We start from the raw sequence: 15428 nt of genomic DNA on the forward strand, positions 1-15428 counted from the left end.
TTATAGTCCTGTTTCCGTTATTCGTAGCTATCCTGATTAACCGGCTGGCGTTCTCTTATGGCGATAAAATAAAGTTAAAAAAATAAACAGCTGCCTTCTCCTCACCTTAGCCCTTTTTAACATCAGAGCCGACAGATAAAAAAATTAATTTACCTGCACTGTGTTACGCTGATGGCAACATTTCAGAGGATAACGACATGACCTGGTTGAGCTTTCTCTTCGACGCGCTACACAGCAGCGAAACCAATACACAGTGTCCGGTGTGTAAAAAGTTTTCCAGACAGTCTGTAGCTAAAAAGAATAAAGGACAGGCAGTCTTATGCCCTCACTGTAAGTCATTGTATGTTATATGAAGTCCGTCGTCTTTTTATGTTGCGATCACCAGGCAGCAGCAAGTCATACTGTTTAACCTTATCCCTCATTGAGGCAATATCTTCGTAACATTAATTTCAATGTGCTGATAACTCTGCATTATCTTTCGTACTCGGTGAAATAACGCTTTGATTCACTCTGGTCGAGAAATTCGAATGGTGAAAGTTGAATAATATCTGGTCCTGCAGACCACACTTCATTAACTCTTGAGATAATATCGCCTTCCTGAAGCGTCAGAAGGTTATTAATGCGTAACACAGCAAATCTGCCATTTTCAAATTCGACCTGATACAACGCAACGTTCTTCAGCGGCATGATGGTTCTTCCATGAATTACCCGGCAGCAGAGTTCAGCACTCGATGAACTTTTCATGATAAACCTCTAATCTATTCATACTCTTCTGTTCAATAAATTAATCTGCATAATTGTGAATCTGACCTCAGCGCACACGTTGTGCAGATTTCAATTGGCCCGTCTGGACTGCATTTGTTCATATCCGTAAATATAGCGGGTTTATGAAAATAATCTGATACACCCTCTGCAGGGTTAAAAACTGAGTCTGGAGTATTAGTCGGGTTATCAGAGTGAGCATGAGTGGTGTCTTTTACAGGGAAAATAGTGGGTAAGAGAGTGTCAGGTTAATCAGGGAAAGGGAGTGGTGAAACCTTAGTGCAGGTACTGGAAGCTGAAAATGCAGTGCTGAAAGCTATCACCAGACTCGCCGCCGCGACCGATGAGGCAAACCGGACCACCACGCTGCTGCAGGGTGCGGTTGATATCAGCATTGCAGCTGATGACAAGATTGCACGTCTGGCTGAGTCGGACTAACCACGGAGTAACCGGCTGAGTGATTTTCACCAAGGCGTGCAGATGCTTAAGATGAGTGACGGCAGCGCGGTGATTACGGTCTGGCATGCGCTGACTGAAAAAATCGGCCTGGTTAGTAAGAGCATTGTCGGGACGTGGCAGAAGATAAGTGCGCTAATGGATTGGTTTAGCAAAGAATAGCGTGGCTCAGTTGATAACGATATCCTGGAGCTTGTGCAGCAGTTTGCTGGCCAGCAAGACGAGCCCTTTGATCCGCGGCCAGCCAGTTAATAGCAGCGACATTGCGTAGATTGGCCAGAAGGCCGCCGTGCTTAATGCCAGACATTTGCCCGTGATTGGCAAATAATCCACACTGATAACTCGCTATTGCAGCGGGTTTTTGATTATCCATCACCAGAGAGCACCAAACGTACGCAGCACCACGCTAATGCGTGGCCACTACGAGCACGATAACCACAAAGAGAGTATCCGCATAGTCTGGCACTGACTGCGGGTCAACACCGGCAAATAATCGTCCTGAAGACAAAAACGGCGGCTACACTGCTCCCGGCAGTGCAATTCTGAACATAAAAATTTTCAGTTTCATTTTGCTACAAACTACATCGACAGTCCGCACCGCCATTGGGCTTTTATCGGAAAACCAAACTAAAAAAATTAAAAAGAGTTTTAGTGATTTAATCTTAAAGAATGGTCTGAAAAAGAATCTAACTTATTGTTATTATTGAAAATAACCTTAATCATGAATTTTTTGGATAGATCGTGAACATTTGATGTACTTATTAATTGAATCAATAAATAACGCTAGTAATCAGTAGATAAAAAGAATGACTGACGCATAAACAACTTAAATAGAGTGCTAATGGAATTACTACTTCAGATTAGATATTCTCAGCCTTGAACATTATTTGCTTACAAGGAATAAGTATGGATGCAAAGCAAATTGCCTATGGAATCGTGGAGGGTATGTCATCTATCCCTTCAGGCATGTATCAGGGAGTTGTAAGAACATGGGAGGGAAGCGGTCTTGCCGGGAGCGATCTGAAGAACCGAAATCAAAGAGAAACTGAACGGTTTATGCGATTAATCAAAGCCACTGCAGACAGACATGAACCCATCCGGCAACTGATTACTATTGTGATTAACGATTTCTACGCAAAGCTCGATAATGAAAGCAAACAAGCTATCGATAGTAAGTTGGGTTATGGTGCTGGCAGAATGGGGGGAAGGATTGGTTCACAATTTTTCCTGGCCCAATTTATTGCTAAAAGAATACTAACTCGTATCGTGACAGTTGAGGCCTTTAAGCGGTTTGTCAGAGTTGGCTCGTCGCTTTCGTTGAACATTCTCATGGTGCAAGGATTGATTGAAGAGGCTTCAGTCGCATCAAGACGGATGCAAAATAGATTTCCAATGACCTATTCAAAGGTTTCACGAATGAATCTGGATATGGTCTATTTCCTCGTAGAGAGGCCACTCGAACCCTATCTGATTTATATCAACAGCCATAGATTAATTTGTGAAAGGATACAAAATGAACTCTGCAAAATCATTTCTTCTTAAATTCGTTAAGTTCATTGGTATACAAACCACAAATGTTGTTGAAGCCATTTCTACGGGTATTTGCTCATTTGCCGCATTTTTCTCTTTGTTTTTACTTGATGGCTGGCTATGGAAAATTATTGGTTTCTTCGGGTTCTTCATGCTGGCCTACTTAGTTGCTTACCTGCTGGATAAGCTAAAAGGAGAAGCATGATCGGTATGTGTTTTTATCCGTAATTAAGCTATCAAACAACAAGGCCGTGACACAGATTATGGCCTTCTTTGTGATTGTAAAAAAAGCAATGAAACTATAAAGCTGACTAACAAAGTCAGAGTGATGCATATCATTAGTTAGATTTTTATTAACGAATTATGCATGGGCTACGTAGATCATTACTGCTTCGATTAAAAGCATCGCTTACGTAATGGAGAAAGTATGTATAGGCCGTACAGGCGTTAAACATAAAATTATCCTCTGCAGAAGCTTGATCGGGAAAGCTGAGACTATGGTAAGTTAGATCCCCAAAAAAATACACATTGAACCAGACCGCTTTCTCTCGCAAGCCGAATGTTTATTCGCCAACGTTTTCAGAAAAAACGCCGTACTATTACATGGAAAAGCATGCTGCGCGGTGAATGGGAATATACAACAAGTATCGGGGCATATGTTGGACGTTGGGTGCCCTGGATTGGCGCTGTGTTAACTGCATATGATCTTGCGATTATTACCCGCAATGTTGTTCATCGATATATGCTGATTACAGGTGAAAAAGGATAAGGCTGGTTATGAGTAAAGTTGAAGATGTTCATCGTCTGATAAAGAAATACTTTTGGGAAATGCCAGATGATGCATCCCTGAGTACAGGTAAAAATTGCGTTTTGGCTGAAGAGGCTTTTGATTTTTTTGAAGAGTATGCTGAACTATTTAATGTTGATATGAAGCGATTCTATTTTCGTCTCTATTTCCCGGCTACAGGAATCCCTTTTTTGCCGAACGCTATTTTGCCAAAATATTTGCGCACCGATCATCATCAACCTGAGCCTTTAACTGTTCAGATGCTGATTAATTCAGCTGAAGCGGGGGAGTGGCTTTACTAAAATGTGATGCAGTAGAAAAGAGTGTTCATTTTTTAAAATAAAAAGATTAGATATGAAATTAAAATAGCCAAAAGGAAAGTAGTTAAAACTACTGAGTATAACAGAGGTTGATATTGGTATGAGCGCTACTAATAGCTCGCTATGACATTGAGTTTGTGCAGGATTGCTGGGGGCTTACTACTCATTAATGGCTTGATATCTTCGTCCGGTGTTCATTAGGTACTTGAATGAGAAGGAGTATTCCACAGAACTTTCATTTTTAAACCTTTTATATCTACACTTTTAAATTCTATAAGGCGATGTCAAAATTATCACATTGCCTGGTAATGCTAAAGACGTCTCGTCATTTCCAGGCAGAGGTCAGCAGCAGATGCTGTTATTATGATCTTAATCATATCCACTGAAATCTTTTACAAGTAATAAGACTGATTTTGTAAATATAAATGTTTTTCTTAGTTGGCCTCATCTTTCTGCGGTATATCGTTACTTTTTTGATCAGTCATGATCTTGCATATAGGTTTGTAGTGAAGAGTTGATATCTTCTTTCTGTCTTTTCTTGGCTTTTTCTCTCGCCTCCCTGCTGTTAAAGGCCAATTGGTAAGCAAATTTGAGAGTATTTCAAGAATGTGATGCATTTACTTTTCCCTCTATTTTATACAGTTTATGAATCCTACCTATATTAGCCTGATAATATTATTCATTATCTTGAATTACAGTGACGTGCTCCCTGTTACAAGATTGGTAGCAAGTGAAGAATCGGATCGCTACTACACTTATCAGCCATTATGAACATACGATTAATTCTTTGAAAGCTGCCAAAAATTTATACAAATGGCATAAAGCCTATCGTTGATGGTGAACAGGTATGAGTATCGACTATTCACCATTTCAAACACCGGGATTGTGGCAGATTTACGATACAGACGGTAATTTTATTTGGCTGGAAAAAACTATCAGAGCTTCTCCCTATTGATAAGCGAGTTACTTTACATACTTCTGAGGTTTTTTGCTTTGTTTAGTAGTTTTGTTCCACCTGCTTAAAGCAATCAGCAGCGGCATGATAAGGCTGTTGAGGAAAATGCACCGCCACTTTACCGCCACTCAGAAATTTAGATACAAAAAACCGCTTCAATGAGCGGATTAAGTGTATGATATTTAATGCTAAATTTGGTAGCCCCTGCTGGGCTTGAACCAGCGACCAAGCGATTATGAGAATCTATATAAAGTGATATAAGTCAATAGATTATATTATAAACAATGAGTTAATTTCCCAATATCCACCAAAGAGTTAATTTCCCAATATCCACCAAAAAACAACTATATCTCTAAGCTGGTGCGACACTTTTGTCTTAAAGATTTATCCTTTGATCACTAGTCGTGTTATACGGAATCTGTCCAAGCCGGAGAGCTTGCTAGCCCTGTGTGCTAAATTCATAACTACATCGTCTACCCATTTTTTTTCGGCTGACAAGTGGGAATCAAGATGGCCAGAATTGAATCGTGAATATAGTGCATCTCTGACTATTTGCTGATCTACATTATCTAATGAAAGCCACTTATCTACGAAAATATATGGTTTGATATATGCTAAGACGTCCACGAAGAAAAATTTTCCAGGATTTCCACGGTTGTAAGATATTATATCTTTGAATTTAACTGAGTCTGTATTAAGAGCTTCTAAAATTTCTTTAATAAAGCTAGGGTATTTTTTTTTGAATGATATTGATAGATTTTTATCAAGACCATTTTGTATTGAAGTCGATTCCTTGTGGTAGTCCTCATGGGTCCAATAACCATAACCTTGCGAGTGATCATTATGCGGTTGACGGGTATCATGCGGGGATTTTAATACAGGAAAAATGTTATTAGATTGAAGTTTTTTAAAGTAATTGAATGCTAATTTTTCAATTTGCCCATAGTTAAGCGGAATGTGATGTATACGAGATAGCATCAATAAAATGTTAAAGGTATGAAGAATACTACCGGGATCTATAATTTTTAAATTATCTAAGTCACTAAATATATTTTCTATGGCTTTATTAGTTTCTTGATTGCTGTTTGTTTCGAAATTTATTATAATTCGCCAAGGTTCTGAGGTTTGCTCTTTGATAAAATGACGAGAAAGGTTGATGGTTTCAATGATCGATTTTTTATTAAATCTACCATGAATCAAACTATCAATTAAATCCTGATTACTTATTGTCTTGGTGTTTATTAATATGCTACAACGGTTTTTATAATATGTATCTCTGATCTTTATTAGCGGGCTTTTTGTATCCTCATCTTTTTTTATTCCCGCAAGCCAAGCTATTTCTTCTCTCAAGTATAAGTCAGTAGGAGATATTTCTCCTTCCCTAACATTAATTGAGATTGCGCTATAGAAAGTAAATAGTTCATTAAGGAAGGTTTTGTTGTTTATATGTTTTTCTTCAAGTAAAGAAAATAATCGGGTGCAATCATTTAATGCATGCTTCAAGACTCTTAACGATTGGCATTCTGATGCTTTATAAGAGCTAAGTATAATGCCCGCTATTTCATTAATAGTGATTCTTATCTTATTTTCGCTAATGAAAGATTTGTATGCTTCGTCTGTTTCAGGCACTATGTTAATTGTTTGGCCAAATATTTTTTCTTTTTTATTTTTAATGGTTTTGTTTATTTTTCCGTCGTGAGCAATTACAATTACATGACATTTATGATGCTCAACATATTTATTTATACATCCTAATACATTGTTTAAATTTATTGAGCATCTTTCTAGATCATCAAAGACAATAATCTTTGAAGTATCCACTTTTTCACTAAAAATTGCATTTCCAACATTACCTATTAAGTCACCTGAAGCTACAGTGACAGCGCCTGTTTTTACACTTGAACCTTTAAACCACGAGAGGAATTTTTTGGTTAATGCTTTTCGAGGATATGATTTTGCGTAAACTGCGGAGAAAATTTCGGCAGTACTAGTTAGACCGAATAAGCTAACATATACCATTTTATCATTTAATGCTTTTTTGACTTGAAATGTTTTTCCTACCCCCCAGGCCCCTGTGACTAAAACTGCATATCCCGGTGAGTTGATTGAGCTGTAGTAATCAATATAACTACTTAAAACATTTTGTGTAGTCAGATCTTCCATGTTCATTCCTTAATGAGGGGGTTGAATTTTAGTGCCTCTTCAAAATGTTCTGGTGCAAAGTGAGCGTAACGCATCGTCATTTTAATGTCGGTATGACCTAATATTTTTTGTAAAACTAATATGTTTCCACCTTTCATCATAAAGTGACAGGCAAAGGTGTGTCTTAAAACATGGGTCATTTGTCCAGCAGGTAATTCGATGCCGGCGTGTTCGATAATTGAGCGAAAAGCGTAGTAACATGGTTTGAATAGATTGCCAATTTTGTTGGGTGATTCGCTACTTAGTTCCAAAGAAACAGGAATGCTGCAATTTCGCTTTCCTTTAGTTTTTACAAATATGACCTTTCCAGGCATAATCTGGCTTCTTTTAAGATTCTCTGCCTCACTCCATCTAGCCCCTGTAGCGAGGCAGATTTTTACAATAAGTTCCAAATCTTTTGCACTGCTTTTTCGGCATTCGTTCAAGAGTAAATCTATTTGCTCAGATGTTAAGTAGGCCATTTCACTTTCATCTGTACGAAACTGTCTTACATATTCAAGAGGGTTTGGGCCAGCCCATTCCCCCAATCTTTTAACTTCATTAAATACAGTCAAGAAGTACGCATGTTCTAGATTCATTGTACGTGGGGAAACTTGGGTAGTCCACTGCCGGTGGCAATACGATGACTGTACCTGTGATCCAGTCACTGCGTCCGGGCGTGGAGGTTAACGGCAAGCGCGTGACAAAGGTGCAGCTGAACAGCGATACCATGACAATCACTTGGACGCCGCGAAACCGCACAACAGGCCAGCCGCTGCAGAAAACACCGGTACAGCGGCAGGTAGAAAGTCACTACCCGGAGCTGGCCAGCGGCCTGCACCTGCCTAAAATGGCGCGCTTTGTTGCCCCGACTGAGGCGGTAAAAAGCGGAAACTTTGCTGACCCCTTCAGGCCGCGCTATGCCGTCGATCTGCAGCTGCTGGACGCTGACGGCAATCCGGACGGCAGTACGCCGGTTTATCCTGCTGTGCCGCTGCCCGTTCCGATGGCCGGTAATGATTCCGGCATGTTTCAGTTTCCGCCAGAGGGAACGCTGGTTGAGGTCGGTTTTACCGGCGGACGCCCGGACAAGCCGTTTGTGCGCCAGACCATGCCGGGCGGGACCAGCCTGCCGGACGTGAAACCGGGTGAACAGCTGCAGCAGCAGCGCGCGGAAGTATCACAGCGGGTAACATAGGCGGGAGACTGGGAGCGCCAGACCGATCAGGCTATACGTGAAACGTCCATGAGCCGGGAAGTTAAAGCCGATACGGAAACGCGTGATCTGGTCAGCAGGGAAACGACAGTCAAAGCCACGGACAGGACCACTGTGATCGGAACGGCGTCACTGATGGCCGGAGCAATTCAGCATGTGACGACAGGCAATTACAGCGTGGCCACGCAGCAGAGCCAGCTGATTACAGTGGGCGGCAATGCGGAAACAGACGTCACCGGCAGCGTGACGATAAATATTGGTCAGGCACTGACTGAAAAAATCGGCCAGCTGCGCCAGAGCATTGCCGGAACGCGTCAGGAAATTATCGCGCCGGTTGTGTGGATTGGTTCAGAGAAGGTTAACGTGGCCCAGCTGATGCTCGATACCGTGGCGCTTGTTCAGCAGCTGGCTGACCAGCTGGCCAGCCATACGCACCCGTCAACCGGCCAGCCCACGAACAGCAGCGATATCGCAAAGAGCAGCCAGCAGGCCGCCGCGCTCAGTACGCAATATTCACCCGTCATAGGCAAGTAAGCCAGCACACTTACCCGCTATCGCAGCGGGTTTTTAATTGCCCGTCACCAGAACGCCTCAGACGCACGATGCGCCACGCAAAGGCGCGCCCATCACGCACACAACCATAAACAGATCATCCGCACAGCGCGGCCCTGGCTGCGCGTCAGCACGGCAAAATAATCGTCCGGCAGACAAAATCGGCGCTACACCGCACCCGCCTGCAGGTTTTGCATCATAAATATTTTTCAGTTTTATTTTTTTGCAAAGGTATGGCCAGACCGCACGGCTGCTGGGTTTCTGCCAGAGCCCGCCAACTGAAAAGAGCGAAAAGAATTTCAGGGTTTTTCAGTTTTCTGGATCTGAAATGGATCTCAACCAAAAATGCATCCAATTGAAATTAAAGGATATTTTTTTGGTCGCCTTATGGATCTCAAGCGGATCTCTGAGGGATGTTGGTGACCAATCAGCAATCTCAGACAGGGCAAGGGATGTAGAGGGTTGAGGGCTATGTGCAAACCTGAAAAATTCAGTAAGCTTAGAACTGTTATTATGTACAGTATTGTTATTGCGAAAGGGCGAAAAAATGCGACGTTTTTCCATCAATGGTGCGCTATTTATGTTCATGGAGCGTGGAGAAAAGCTAACTGACGATGCGATCTGGAATGTCCGCTGGGGACCGGGTAGCAGATACGTTCTATGGCCACGTGGAGAGTATTGGGATGTGCGATTCAAGCATATAAAAAACAACAAACTGGAGTGGCTTCCTGTGGCAGACAAGCCATTTGATAATGAAAATGAGGCATGGCAGGCCGCTTATGCTGACTGGGAGCACAAACTTAAGCAATTAGAATCGTATAAGTGATATTTATATTGATGTGATCTTTGATAGAACAAAACATATTATCGCGGTGTGGGCCTTTTTTTATTTTCAGCGACAATGATTAGAAAGGAACCATACATACTAGCAAAGCAGAAAGCAAAAAATAACAATGATAGTGGAAGGATAAATCCATTGTAATCAGTTAAATAGAGTTTTGATTGCTCAGGTGTAAGGTTTAATTTATCCTTTGCATACTTGTAACTTATATATAAGCCAATCCAAATTGAACCTGTAATAATGGATAAGTAAACAGATAATTTGGAAATTAATTTTTCAAGGAATCCTAAATAAAAGTTTGGGTCAGAATATGCAACTTTTGTGAATATGGCCATGAGTGCTATGTATCCACCAATCATCCACATGTATACAGCTTCACTCATAACTACCCCAAAAATTCTCAACAGTTGAACAAAGTCAAAGGAGTTCTATCACTTACATCCCCGCCTGCGAAAACGAAGCTGGCTAAGGCATAAAAAAATCAGTGAGACACTTTTGCGCTCCCGCTGGGACTAAACCAGCTACAAAGCGATTATGAGTAAAATTCTAATAAAACACTAGCAAAATCGCTATCGCAATTTTGCTAGTGTAAATTAATAAATTATTAAATAATCAATTGATTTCGTTTATGTTTTTTTCTAGTTGGGTGGTTTTTAATATGTAAAATGAGAACTGAGTTGATTGAGTTATAAGTTATCTGAAAAATAAATAGACACATTAAATACCGACATGCTAAAAAATTATTTACGGTAAACGTGGCTGTGATTCAGGGGGCTATATGGTTAAAAAATTTAGTGACCAGATTGACCAACTCAAAAAGAACTTAGAAGCAGTTTCAGGAACGCAATCCATCCCTTTTAGCGAGCTTTTTAATAAGCAGTTTTTGGCTGAATGCTCCTCATTTACTTCTCTTGAAGATATGTTTCATAAATCGGGATTCAGCGTTGAAACAAAGGAGGATTTTGCCGCCATACCGGATCAGGCATGGGAAGATTTCATAACGCAAAACACCTCTTATAGCAGTTGGAAGGAAATGCAGGTTGATGCAGGTAGAAAGCACATAAAAAAATTGCTCATTAAGGGTATGTGATCTTCTGATGATAGCCCTCAGCTTTATGTAATACCACCATCACACTGCTGTTAGGCTTTGCTAGGGGGGACGAAAAGGGGACAGTTGCAAGTCAGAAACAAAAAGGCCGCTTTGATTAAGCGGCTTAAATGCATGATTTACATCACTAAATTTGGTGGCCCCTGCTGGGCTTGAACCAGCGACCAAGCGATTATGAGTCGCCTGCTCTAACCACTGAGCTAAGGGGCCAGCGGAGCGGGGATTATAAAGTATCTCTTCAGGGCAATCCAGCACTCAGCCACCGGTTGCTGAAATAAGCAGCAGTGATTTACCTGCTGATTTCTATAACAAATCTGGCGAACCGCGATCCCTAAGTCGCAAACAGGCACGGATAATGCTTCTCCGTGCCTTTAGTGAAACCGGACTTCAGTCATTATGGCTGATAGCTGACTCAGCGCTGACGATAACGGGATGCTGATTGATTCCGCGAAAGATGAGGAACCATCGTGCCACGAGCCTGATCGTAGTCGTGCCACATCTGCAGATCTTCCAGCGACGGAATGGTTACCGTCTCCTTGCTGTCGAGTCCGGCAAGCGCGGCGTCCACCATCTCATCAACGTCCATCAGCATTTCAGCCGGAATGTCATTAATAGACTGGCCTGCGCGGTCGAAAATCTCCGTACGGGTCGCACCGGGCAACACCGCCTGTACCTGCACGCCGCTCTCTGCGAGTTCACGCTGCATCGCACGCGTCAGAGTCAGTACGTAAGACTTAGTGGCGTTATAAGCGCCGTTGAACATCTCGTGCACCAGCGACAGCACCGACGCGATATTGATAATGATGCCATTACCGCGCGCTTTGAAAGCCCGGCCAGCCGCCTGTGCCAGACGGGTGGGTGCCAGAATATTCAACGCCAGCATACTGTTAATGCGTGTGATGTCCGCCTCAAGAAACTCTCCCTCAACACCCATGCCCGCGTTGTTCAGCAGCAGCGTAATCTGTGCGTTGTTCGCGAGCTCCGACTCCACGCGTTGCAGATCCTGCTCATGCGTTAAGTCAGCCGCCATAACCGTCACCCGAATATCGTGCTGCTTTGCCAGTGTGTCAGCCAGGGTGGTGAGCCGCCCCTGATCGCGTGCGACCAGAATCAAATCATAACTACGTGCTGCCAGTCGTTTTGCATAGGTCGCACCGATACCGCTGGATGCGCCGGTGATTAAAGCTGTGCCTGATTGTGACATCTCTTTTTCCTCGTATGATGGTCGTCATAATAGCCATCAATATGACGATCATCATATCTGTCGTCAAGCTGGAATATGATGACCGTAATAATTACTATAATAGCCAGACGCTACGTAGCAGACACCGCAGGAGATGAGATGGAGAAGCAGAGCAGCAAAGCGCATACGCGGCAACGTATCCTTGATGAGGCGGCGCGCGTGATGCGTGAAACCGGCACCGAAGGAATTGGTGTAGCGGCGCTGATGAAGCGGGTCGGGCTGACACACGGCGGTTTTTATGCGCATTTTACCTCACGCGAGGAGCTGGTTGAGGAGGTGCTGAAGCATATGTTTGCTGAAGCCGATACCTTAAAGCCCGCGGAGTCCGTGACCCAGCCAGCGCAGCAGCTGGCAGATTTTATTGATAGCTATCTTTCCGAGGCGCATCGCAATGCACCAGCGCAGGGCTGTCCATTAGCCGCTCTGGTGAGTGAAGTAGCTCATCTTCCACAGCCGACACGGCAGATCTTCGCACAGGGCTTTAATGCGATGCACGGCAGTCTGACGCAGATATTACGTGAGTTGAAGTTGCCCGATGCGGAAGCGCTGGCCTCCAGCATGCTCGCAGAGATGGTTGGCGCGCTGGCGCTGGCGCGAGCCTGTCCGGATGCAGAGCAGGCCAGCCAGATGCTGCAACGCAGTCGCGATGCGCTGAAGCAGCGCACGCTGGAGGTGGCGGCATGAGTGAACACGCGATCCGCGACATCATCACCTCCGGTCTTGATGTGCTGTTCTGTGGCATTAATCCGGGTCAGTCAACCGCCCATCAGGGGTTTCACTTTGCGCATCCCGGCAACCGGTTCTGGAAAGTGATCCATCTGGCGGGATTCACCCAGCAGCAACTGAAGCCGGAAGAGGAGCAGCGCTTAACGGAGACCGGCTGCGGCATCACCATGCTGGTTGAGCGGCCCACGGTGCAGGCGAGTGAATTAGCGCCTGATGAGCTGCGCGATGGCGGCAAACGGCTGATGGAAAAGGTACTGGATTACCAGCCGGCTGCGCTGGCTATCCTGGGTAAGGATGCGTTTCGTCGTGCTTTTAAGCAGAGTAAAGTCGAATGGGGCAAACAGCCGATATGTATGGGAAAAACGCAGGTGTGGGTGTTGCCGAATCCCAGCGGCCTTAATCGCGCATCCCTGGACGAGATGGTAGAGGCTTATCGTCAGCTCTATGTGGAACTGCATGCGGGGAACGAATGAATCTGCGCAGGGCAGGGGAGAGGCGGTAACAGGCAGGCATAAAAAACCCCGGCGAACCGGGGTTTTTGTCTGACTTAATCGTCGAGGAAGCTGCGCAGCACTTCCGAACGGCTCGGATGGCGCAGTTTACGCAGAGCTTTGGCTTCAATCTGACGAATACGCTCACGCGTAACGTCGAACTGTTTGCCCACTTCTTCCAGCGTATGGTCAGTGTTCATATCGATACCGAAACGCATGCGCAGCACTTTCGCTTCGCGCGCGGTCAGGCCAGCCAGCACGTCATGGGTCGCAGAACGCAGGCTCTCTGAGGTAGCAGAATCCAGCGGCAGCTCCAGAGTGGTGTCTTCGATAAAATCGCCCAGATGTGAATCTTCATCATCACCAATCGGCGTCTCCATAGAGATCGGCTCTTTAGCGATTTTCAGCACTTTGCGGATTTTATCTTCTGGCATCAGCATACGTTCAGCCAGCTCTTCCGGCGTAGGTTCGCGGCCCATCTCCTGCAGCATCTGGCGTGAAATACGGTTGAGCTTGTTGATGGTCTCAATCATATGCACCGGAATACGGATGGTACGCGCCTGGTCGGCGATAGAGCGGGTGATAGCCTGACGGATCCACCAGGTCGCATAGGTCGAGAACTTGTAACCACGGCGATATTCAAACTTATCTACCGCTTTCATCAGGCCGATATTACCTTCCTGAATCAGGTCAAGGAACTGCAGACCGCGGTTGGTATATTTCTTGGCAATCGAAATAACCAGACGCAGGTTAGCTTCCACCATCTCTTTCTTGGCGCGACGTGCTTTGGCTTCACCGATCGACATGCGACGGTTAATGTCTTTGACCTGTTCAATGGTCAGACCGGTCTCTTCTTCGACCTGTGCCAGTTTCTGCAGGGAACGTGTCACGTCATCCTGCACTTCCAGCAGCTTTTCAGACCACGGCTTGTTCATGGCCAGTGCGGCTTTGAACCAGGTTTCATTGGTTTCGTTGCCGGTAAACAGCGTGATGAAGTTTTTCTTCGGCATTTTACACAGCTCAATACAGAGCTTCATGATCAGACGTTCCTGCGTACGAACGCGTTCCATCATGGTGCGCATGCTGCCTACCAGGTAATCGAACTGCTTCGGTACCAGGCGGAACTGCTTGAAGACATCAGAGAGGTTCTGGATTTCAGCAACGGCGGCAGCATGACTGCGACCTTTGCTTTTAATCACTGCGCGGGTAGTTTCATACTGCTTACGCAGGTCAGAAAACTTCTCACGCGCCAGTTCCGGATCGATTGAGTTATCGTCGTCGGAGCTGTCATCATCCTCCTCATCTTCTTCTTCATCGTCCTTACGATCGGCTTCAGAAAGTTCAGAGCCCACGTGCGTTGCCGTTGGGGCGATATCTTCTTCTGCGTTAGGATCGACGAAACCGGTGATCAGATCGGAGAGGCGTGATTCGCCTGCTTCAACTTTGTCGTACTGATCCAGAAGATACGTAATCGCTTCAGGGTATTCGGCTACAGAACACTGAACCTGGTTGATACCGTCTTCAATACGCTTAGCGATGTCAATTTCGCCTTCGCGCGTCAGCAGTTCAACGGTACCCATTTCACGCATATACATGCGGACCGGGTCAGTGGTACGCCCGATTTCAGATTCAACGCTGGATAACACCTGAGCGGCAGCTTCCGCGGCATCTTCGTCAGTATCGGAGCTGTTTTCGTTCAGCATCAGATCGTCGGCATCCGGGGCTTCTTCAACCACCTGAATACCCATGTCGTTAATCATCTGGATGATGTCTTCGATCTGATCTGAGTCGACGATATCTTCCGGCAGATGGTCATTGACCTCAGCATAGGTCAGATAGCCTTGCTCCTTACCACGGGTGACAAGAAGCTTGAGCTGTGACTGCGGGTTTTGCTCCATAAGACGGTATCCACACTTCTGTTAAATTAGATTGGTGTCGGTCGGCAGCGAGCCAACAATAGCAGTAAAGGCATTTAATTCTTGCCGCTGCCTTCGTCGCGGCGTGGGCTTTGCCCATCAGTAATCGGCACTTAAGCCGCTTGTATAAACTCTGTGCTAAGGGCCTGGCTTACTCGCCATTCTGCTCCCCGGCAGTGCTCGCTTTCCTCACGTACTTCAGTACGCTCCGGAAGCTGTGCGCTGGCGGTGACCAGACTGACTTCGGCGCCTGTGGCCTTTAAATTTTGTGCTAAGGGCCTGGCTTACTCGCCATTCTGCTCCCCGGCAGTGCTCGCTTTCCTCACGTACTTCAGTACGCTCCG

The 15428-nt window shown here is 44.9% G+C and carries 15 protein-coding genes, 1 tRNA gene and 3 pseudogenes; 11 read left to right on the forward strand and 8 right to left on the reverse strand.

The features are described from left to right. Positions 1-197: 197 nt before the first annotated feature. Positions 198-353 (forward strand): YnfU family zinc-binding protein, encoded by a 156-nt coding sequence (locus tag NR195_RS09885; protein WP_216844881.1) that lies wholly within the window; start codon positions 198-200, stop codon positions 351-353. 118 nt (positions 354-471) lie between these two features. Here NR195_RS09885 and NR195_RS09890 read toward each other — a convergent pair whose 3' ends face one another. After that, complete coding sequence (locus NR195_RS09890) at positions 472-744, reverse strand: hypothetical protein (protein WP_256844469.1); 273 nt, start codon at positions 742-744, stop codon at positions 472-474. A 297-nt stretch (positions 745-1041) separates the two neighbouring features. Here NR195_RS09890 and NR195_RS09895 point away from each other — a divergent pair, with 297 nt between their 5' ends. Further along, on the forward strand, positions 1042-1200 hold the full coding sequence (locus tag NR195_RS09895) for a hypothetical protein (protein ID WP_256844470.1): 159 nt from the start codon (positions 1042-1044) through the stop codon (positions 1198-1200). 166 nt (positions 1201-1366) lie between these two features. Here NR195_RS09895 and NR195_RS09900 read toward each other — a convergent pair whose 3' ends face one another. After that, positions 1367-1594 (reverse strand): hypothetical protein, encoded by a 228-nt coding sequence (locus NR195_RS09900; RefSeq protein ID WP_134161569.1) that lies wholly within the window; start codon positions 1592-1594, stop codon positions 1367-1369. Between the two features lie 530 nt (positions 1595-2124). On the opposite strand from NR195_RS09900, the gene NR195_RS09905 reads away from it, so the two are divergent. The 4 genes and pseudogenes from NR195_RS09905 to NR195_RS09920 all read left to right on the forward strand — a co-directional run bounded on the left by NR195_RS09905 (position 2125) and on the right by NR195_RS09920 (position 3837). Then, positions 2125-2760 (forward strand): hypothetical protein, encoded by a 636-nt coding sequence (locus tag NR195_RS09905; protein ID WP_163799464.1) that lies wholly within the window; start codon positions 2125-2127, stop codon positions 2758-2760. Next, complete coding sequence (locus NR195_RS09910) at positions 2732-2953, forward strand: hypothetical protein (protein WP_050541948.1); 222 nt, start codon at positions 2732-2734, stop codon at positions 2951-2953. Before NR195_RS09905 ends, NR195_RS09910 begins: the two co-directional genes overlap by 29 nt. 327 nt (positions 2954-3280) lie before the next feature. Then, positions 3281-3517 (forward strand): annotated as a pseudogene (locus NR195_RS09915) (STM2901 family protein); the annotation flags it as partial. Between the two features lie 8 nt (positions 3518-3525). Further along, positions 3526-3837 (forward strand): DUF1493 family protein, encoded by a 312-nt coding sequence (locus tag NR195_RS09920; protein ID WP_115758046.1) that lies wholly within the window; start codon positions 3526-3528, stop codon positions 3835-3837. A gap of 1357 nt (positions 3838-5194) precedes the next feature. Here NR195_RS09920 and NR195_RS09925 read toward each other — a convergent pair. Together NR195_RS09925 and NR195_RS09930 are read right to left on the reverse strand one after the other, a co-directional pair. Further along, entirely contained in the window at positions 5195-6973 is a 1779-nt protein-coding gene (locus NR195_RS09925; protein ID WP_256844471.1) for a KAP family NTPase, read from the reverse strand. A gap of 2 nt (positions 6974-6975) precedes the next feature. Then, positions 6976-7611: pseudogene (locus NR195_RS09930) on the reverse strand (tyrosine-type recombinase/integrase); the annotation flags it as partial. A 5-nt stretch (positions 7612-7616) separates the two neighbouring features. On the opposite strand from NR195_RS09930, the pseudogene NR195_RS09935 reads away from it, so the two are divergent. Further along, a pseudogene (locus tag NR195_RS09935) lies at positions 7617-8741 on the forward strand (hypothetical protein); the annotation flags it as partial. Positions 8742-9306: 565 nt separating this feature from the next. After that, on the forward strand, positions 9307-9585 hold the full coding sequence (locus NR195_RS09940; protein WP_256844472.1) for a hypothetical protein: 279 nt from the start codon (positions 9307-9309) through the stop codon (positions 9583-9585). Positions 9586-9623: 38 nt separating this feature from the next. Here NR195_RS09940 and NR195_RS09945 read toward each other — a convergent pair whose 3' ends face one another. Continuing rightward, positions 9624-9983: a hypothetical protein gene (locus NR195_RS09945; protein WP_256844473.1), complete on the reverse strand. Its 360-nt coding sequence runs from the start codon at positions 9981-9983 to the stop codon at positions 9624-9626. Between the two features lie 395 nt (positions 9984-10378). Here NR195_RS09945 and NR195_RS09950 point away from each other — a divergent pair, with 395 nt between their 5' ends. Further along, entirely contained in the window at positions 10379-10690 is a 312-nt protein-coding gene (locus NR195_RS09950) for a hypothetical protein (protein ID WP_256844474.1), read from the forward strand. 152 nt (positions 10691-10842) lie between these two features. Here the strand turns inward: NR195_RS09950 and NR195_RS09955 are convergent. Further along, a tRNA-Ile gene (locus NR195_RS09955) sits at positions 10843-10918 on the reverse strand. Positions 10919-11120: 202 nt separating this feature from the next. Beyond that, a complete protein-coding gene (locus NR195_RS09960) occupies positions 11121-11912 on the reverse strand; it encodes an SDR family oxidoreductase (protein WP_256844475.1) in 792 nt (263 codons plus the stop codon). A 138-nt stretch (positions 11913-12050) separates the two neighbouring features. Between NR195_RS09960 and NR195_RS09965 the strand changes: the two genes are divergently transcribed. Continuing rightward, positions 12051-12635: a TetR/AcrR family transcriptional regulator gene (locus NR195_RS09965; protein WP_256844476.1), complete on the forward strand. Its 585-nt coding sequence runs from the start codon at positions 12051-12053 to the stop codon at positions 12633-12635. Further along, the gene (gene mug / locus NR195_RS09970; protein ID WP_033758840.1) at positions 12632-13150 is read left to right on the forward strand and encodes a G/U mismatch-specific DNA glycosylase; all 519 of its coding nucleotides are present in this window, start codon (positions 12632-12634) and stop codon (positions 13148-13150) included. Before NR195_RS09965 ends, mug begins: the two co-directional genes overlap by 4 nt. 74 nt (positions 13151-13224) lie before the next feature. On the opposite strand, the gene rpoD is transcribed toward mug, so the two are convergent. After that, the gene (gene rpoD, locus NR195_RS09975; protein WP_010699749.1) at positions 13225-15066 is read right to left on the reverse strand and encodes an RNA polymerase sigma factor RpoD; all 1842 of its coding nucleotides are present in this window, start codon (positions 15064-15066) and stop codon (positions 13225-13227) included. Between the last annotated feature and the right edge of the window lie 362 nt (positions 15067-15428).

Source organism: Pantoea sp. Ft-CA_14, assembly GCF_024520875.1.
GTDB classification, from domain to species: Bacteria; Pseudomonadota; Gammaproteobacteria; order Enterobacterales; family Enterobacteriaceae; genus Pantoea; species Pantoea agglomerans.

Coding starts and splice junctions, on each gene's coding strand:
- NR195_RS09885 (WP_216844881.1), top strand. CDS start 198: ATGACCTGGTTGAGCTTTCTCTTCGACGCGCTACACAGCAGCGAAACC.
- NR195_RS09890 (WP_256844469.1), bottom strand. CDS start 744: ATGAAAAGTTCATCGAGTGCTGAACTCTGCTGCCGGGTAATTCATGGA.
- NR195_RS09905 (WP_163799464.1), top strand. CDS start 2,125: ATGGATGCAAAGCAAATTGCCTATGGAATCGTGGAGGGTATGTCATCT.
- NR195_RS09910 (WP_050541948.1), top strand. CDS start 2,732: ATGAACTCTGCAAAATCATTTCTTCTTAAATTCGTTAAGTTCATTGGT.
- NR195_RS09920 (WP_115758046.1), top strand. CDS start 3,526: ATGAGTAAAGTTGAAGATGTTCATCGTCTGATAAAGAAATACTTTTGG.
- NR195_RS09925 (WP_256844471.1), bottom strand. CDS start 6,973: ATGGAAGATCTGACTACACAAAATGTTTTAAGTAGTTATATTGATTAC.
- NR195_RS09940 (WP_256844472.1), top strand. CDS start 9,307: ATGCGACGTTTTTCCATCAATGGTGCGCTATTTATGTTCATGGAGCGT.
- NR195_RS09945 (WP_256844473.1), bottom strand. CDS start 9,983: ATGAGTGAAGCTGTATACATGTGGATGATTGGTGGATACATAGCACTC.
- NR195_RS09950 (WP_256844474.1), top strand. CDS start 10,379: ATGGTTAAAAAATTTAGTGACCAGATTGACCAACTCAAAAAGAACTTA.
- NR195_RS09960 (WP_256844475.1), bottom strand. CDS start 11,912: ATGTCACAATCAGGCACAGCTTTAATCACCGGCGCATCCAGCGGTATC.
- NR195_RS09965 (WP_256844476.1), top strand. CDS start 12,051: ATGGAGAAGCAGAGCAGCAAAGCGCATACGCGGCAACGTATCCTTGAT.
- mug (WP_033758840.1), top strand. CDS start 12,632: ATGAGTGAACACGCGATCCGCGACATCATCACCTCCGGTCTTGATGTG.
- rpoD (WP_010699749.1), bottom strand. CDS start 15,066: ATGGAGCAAAACCCGCAGTCACAGCTCAAGCTTCTTGTCACCCGTGGT.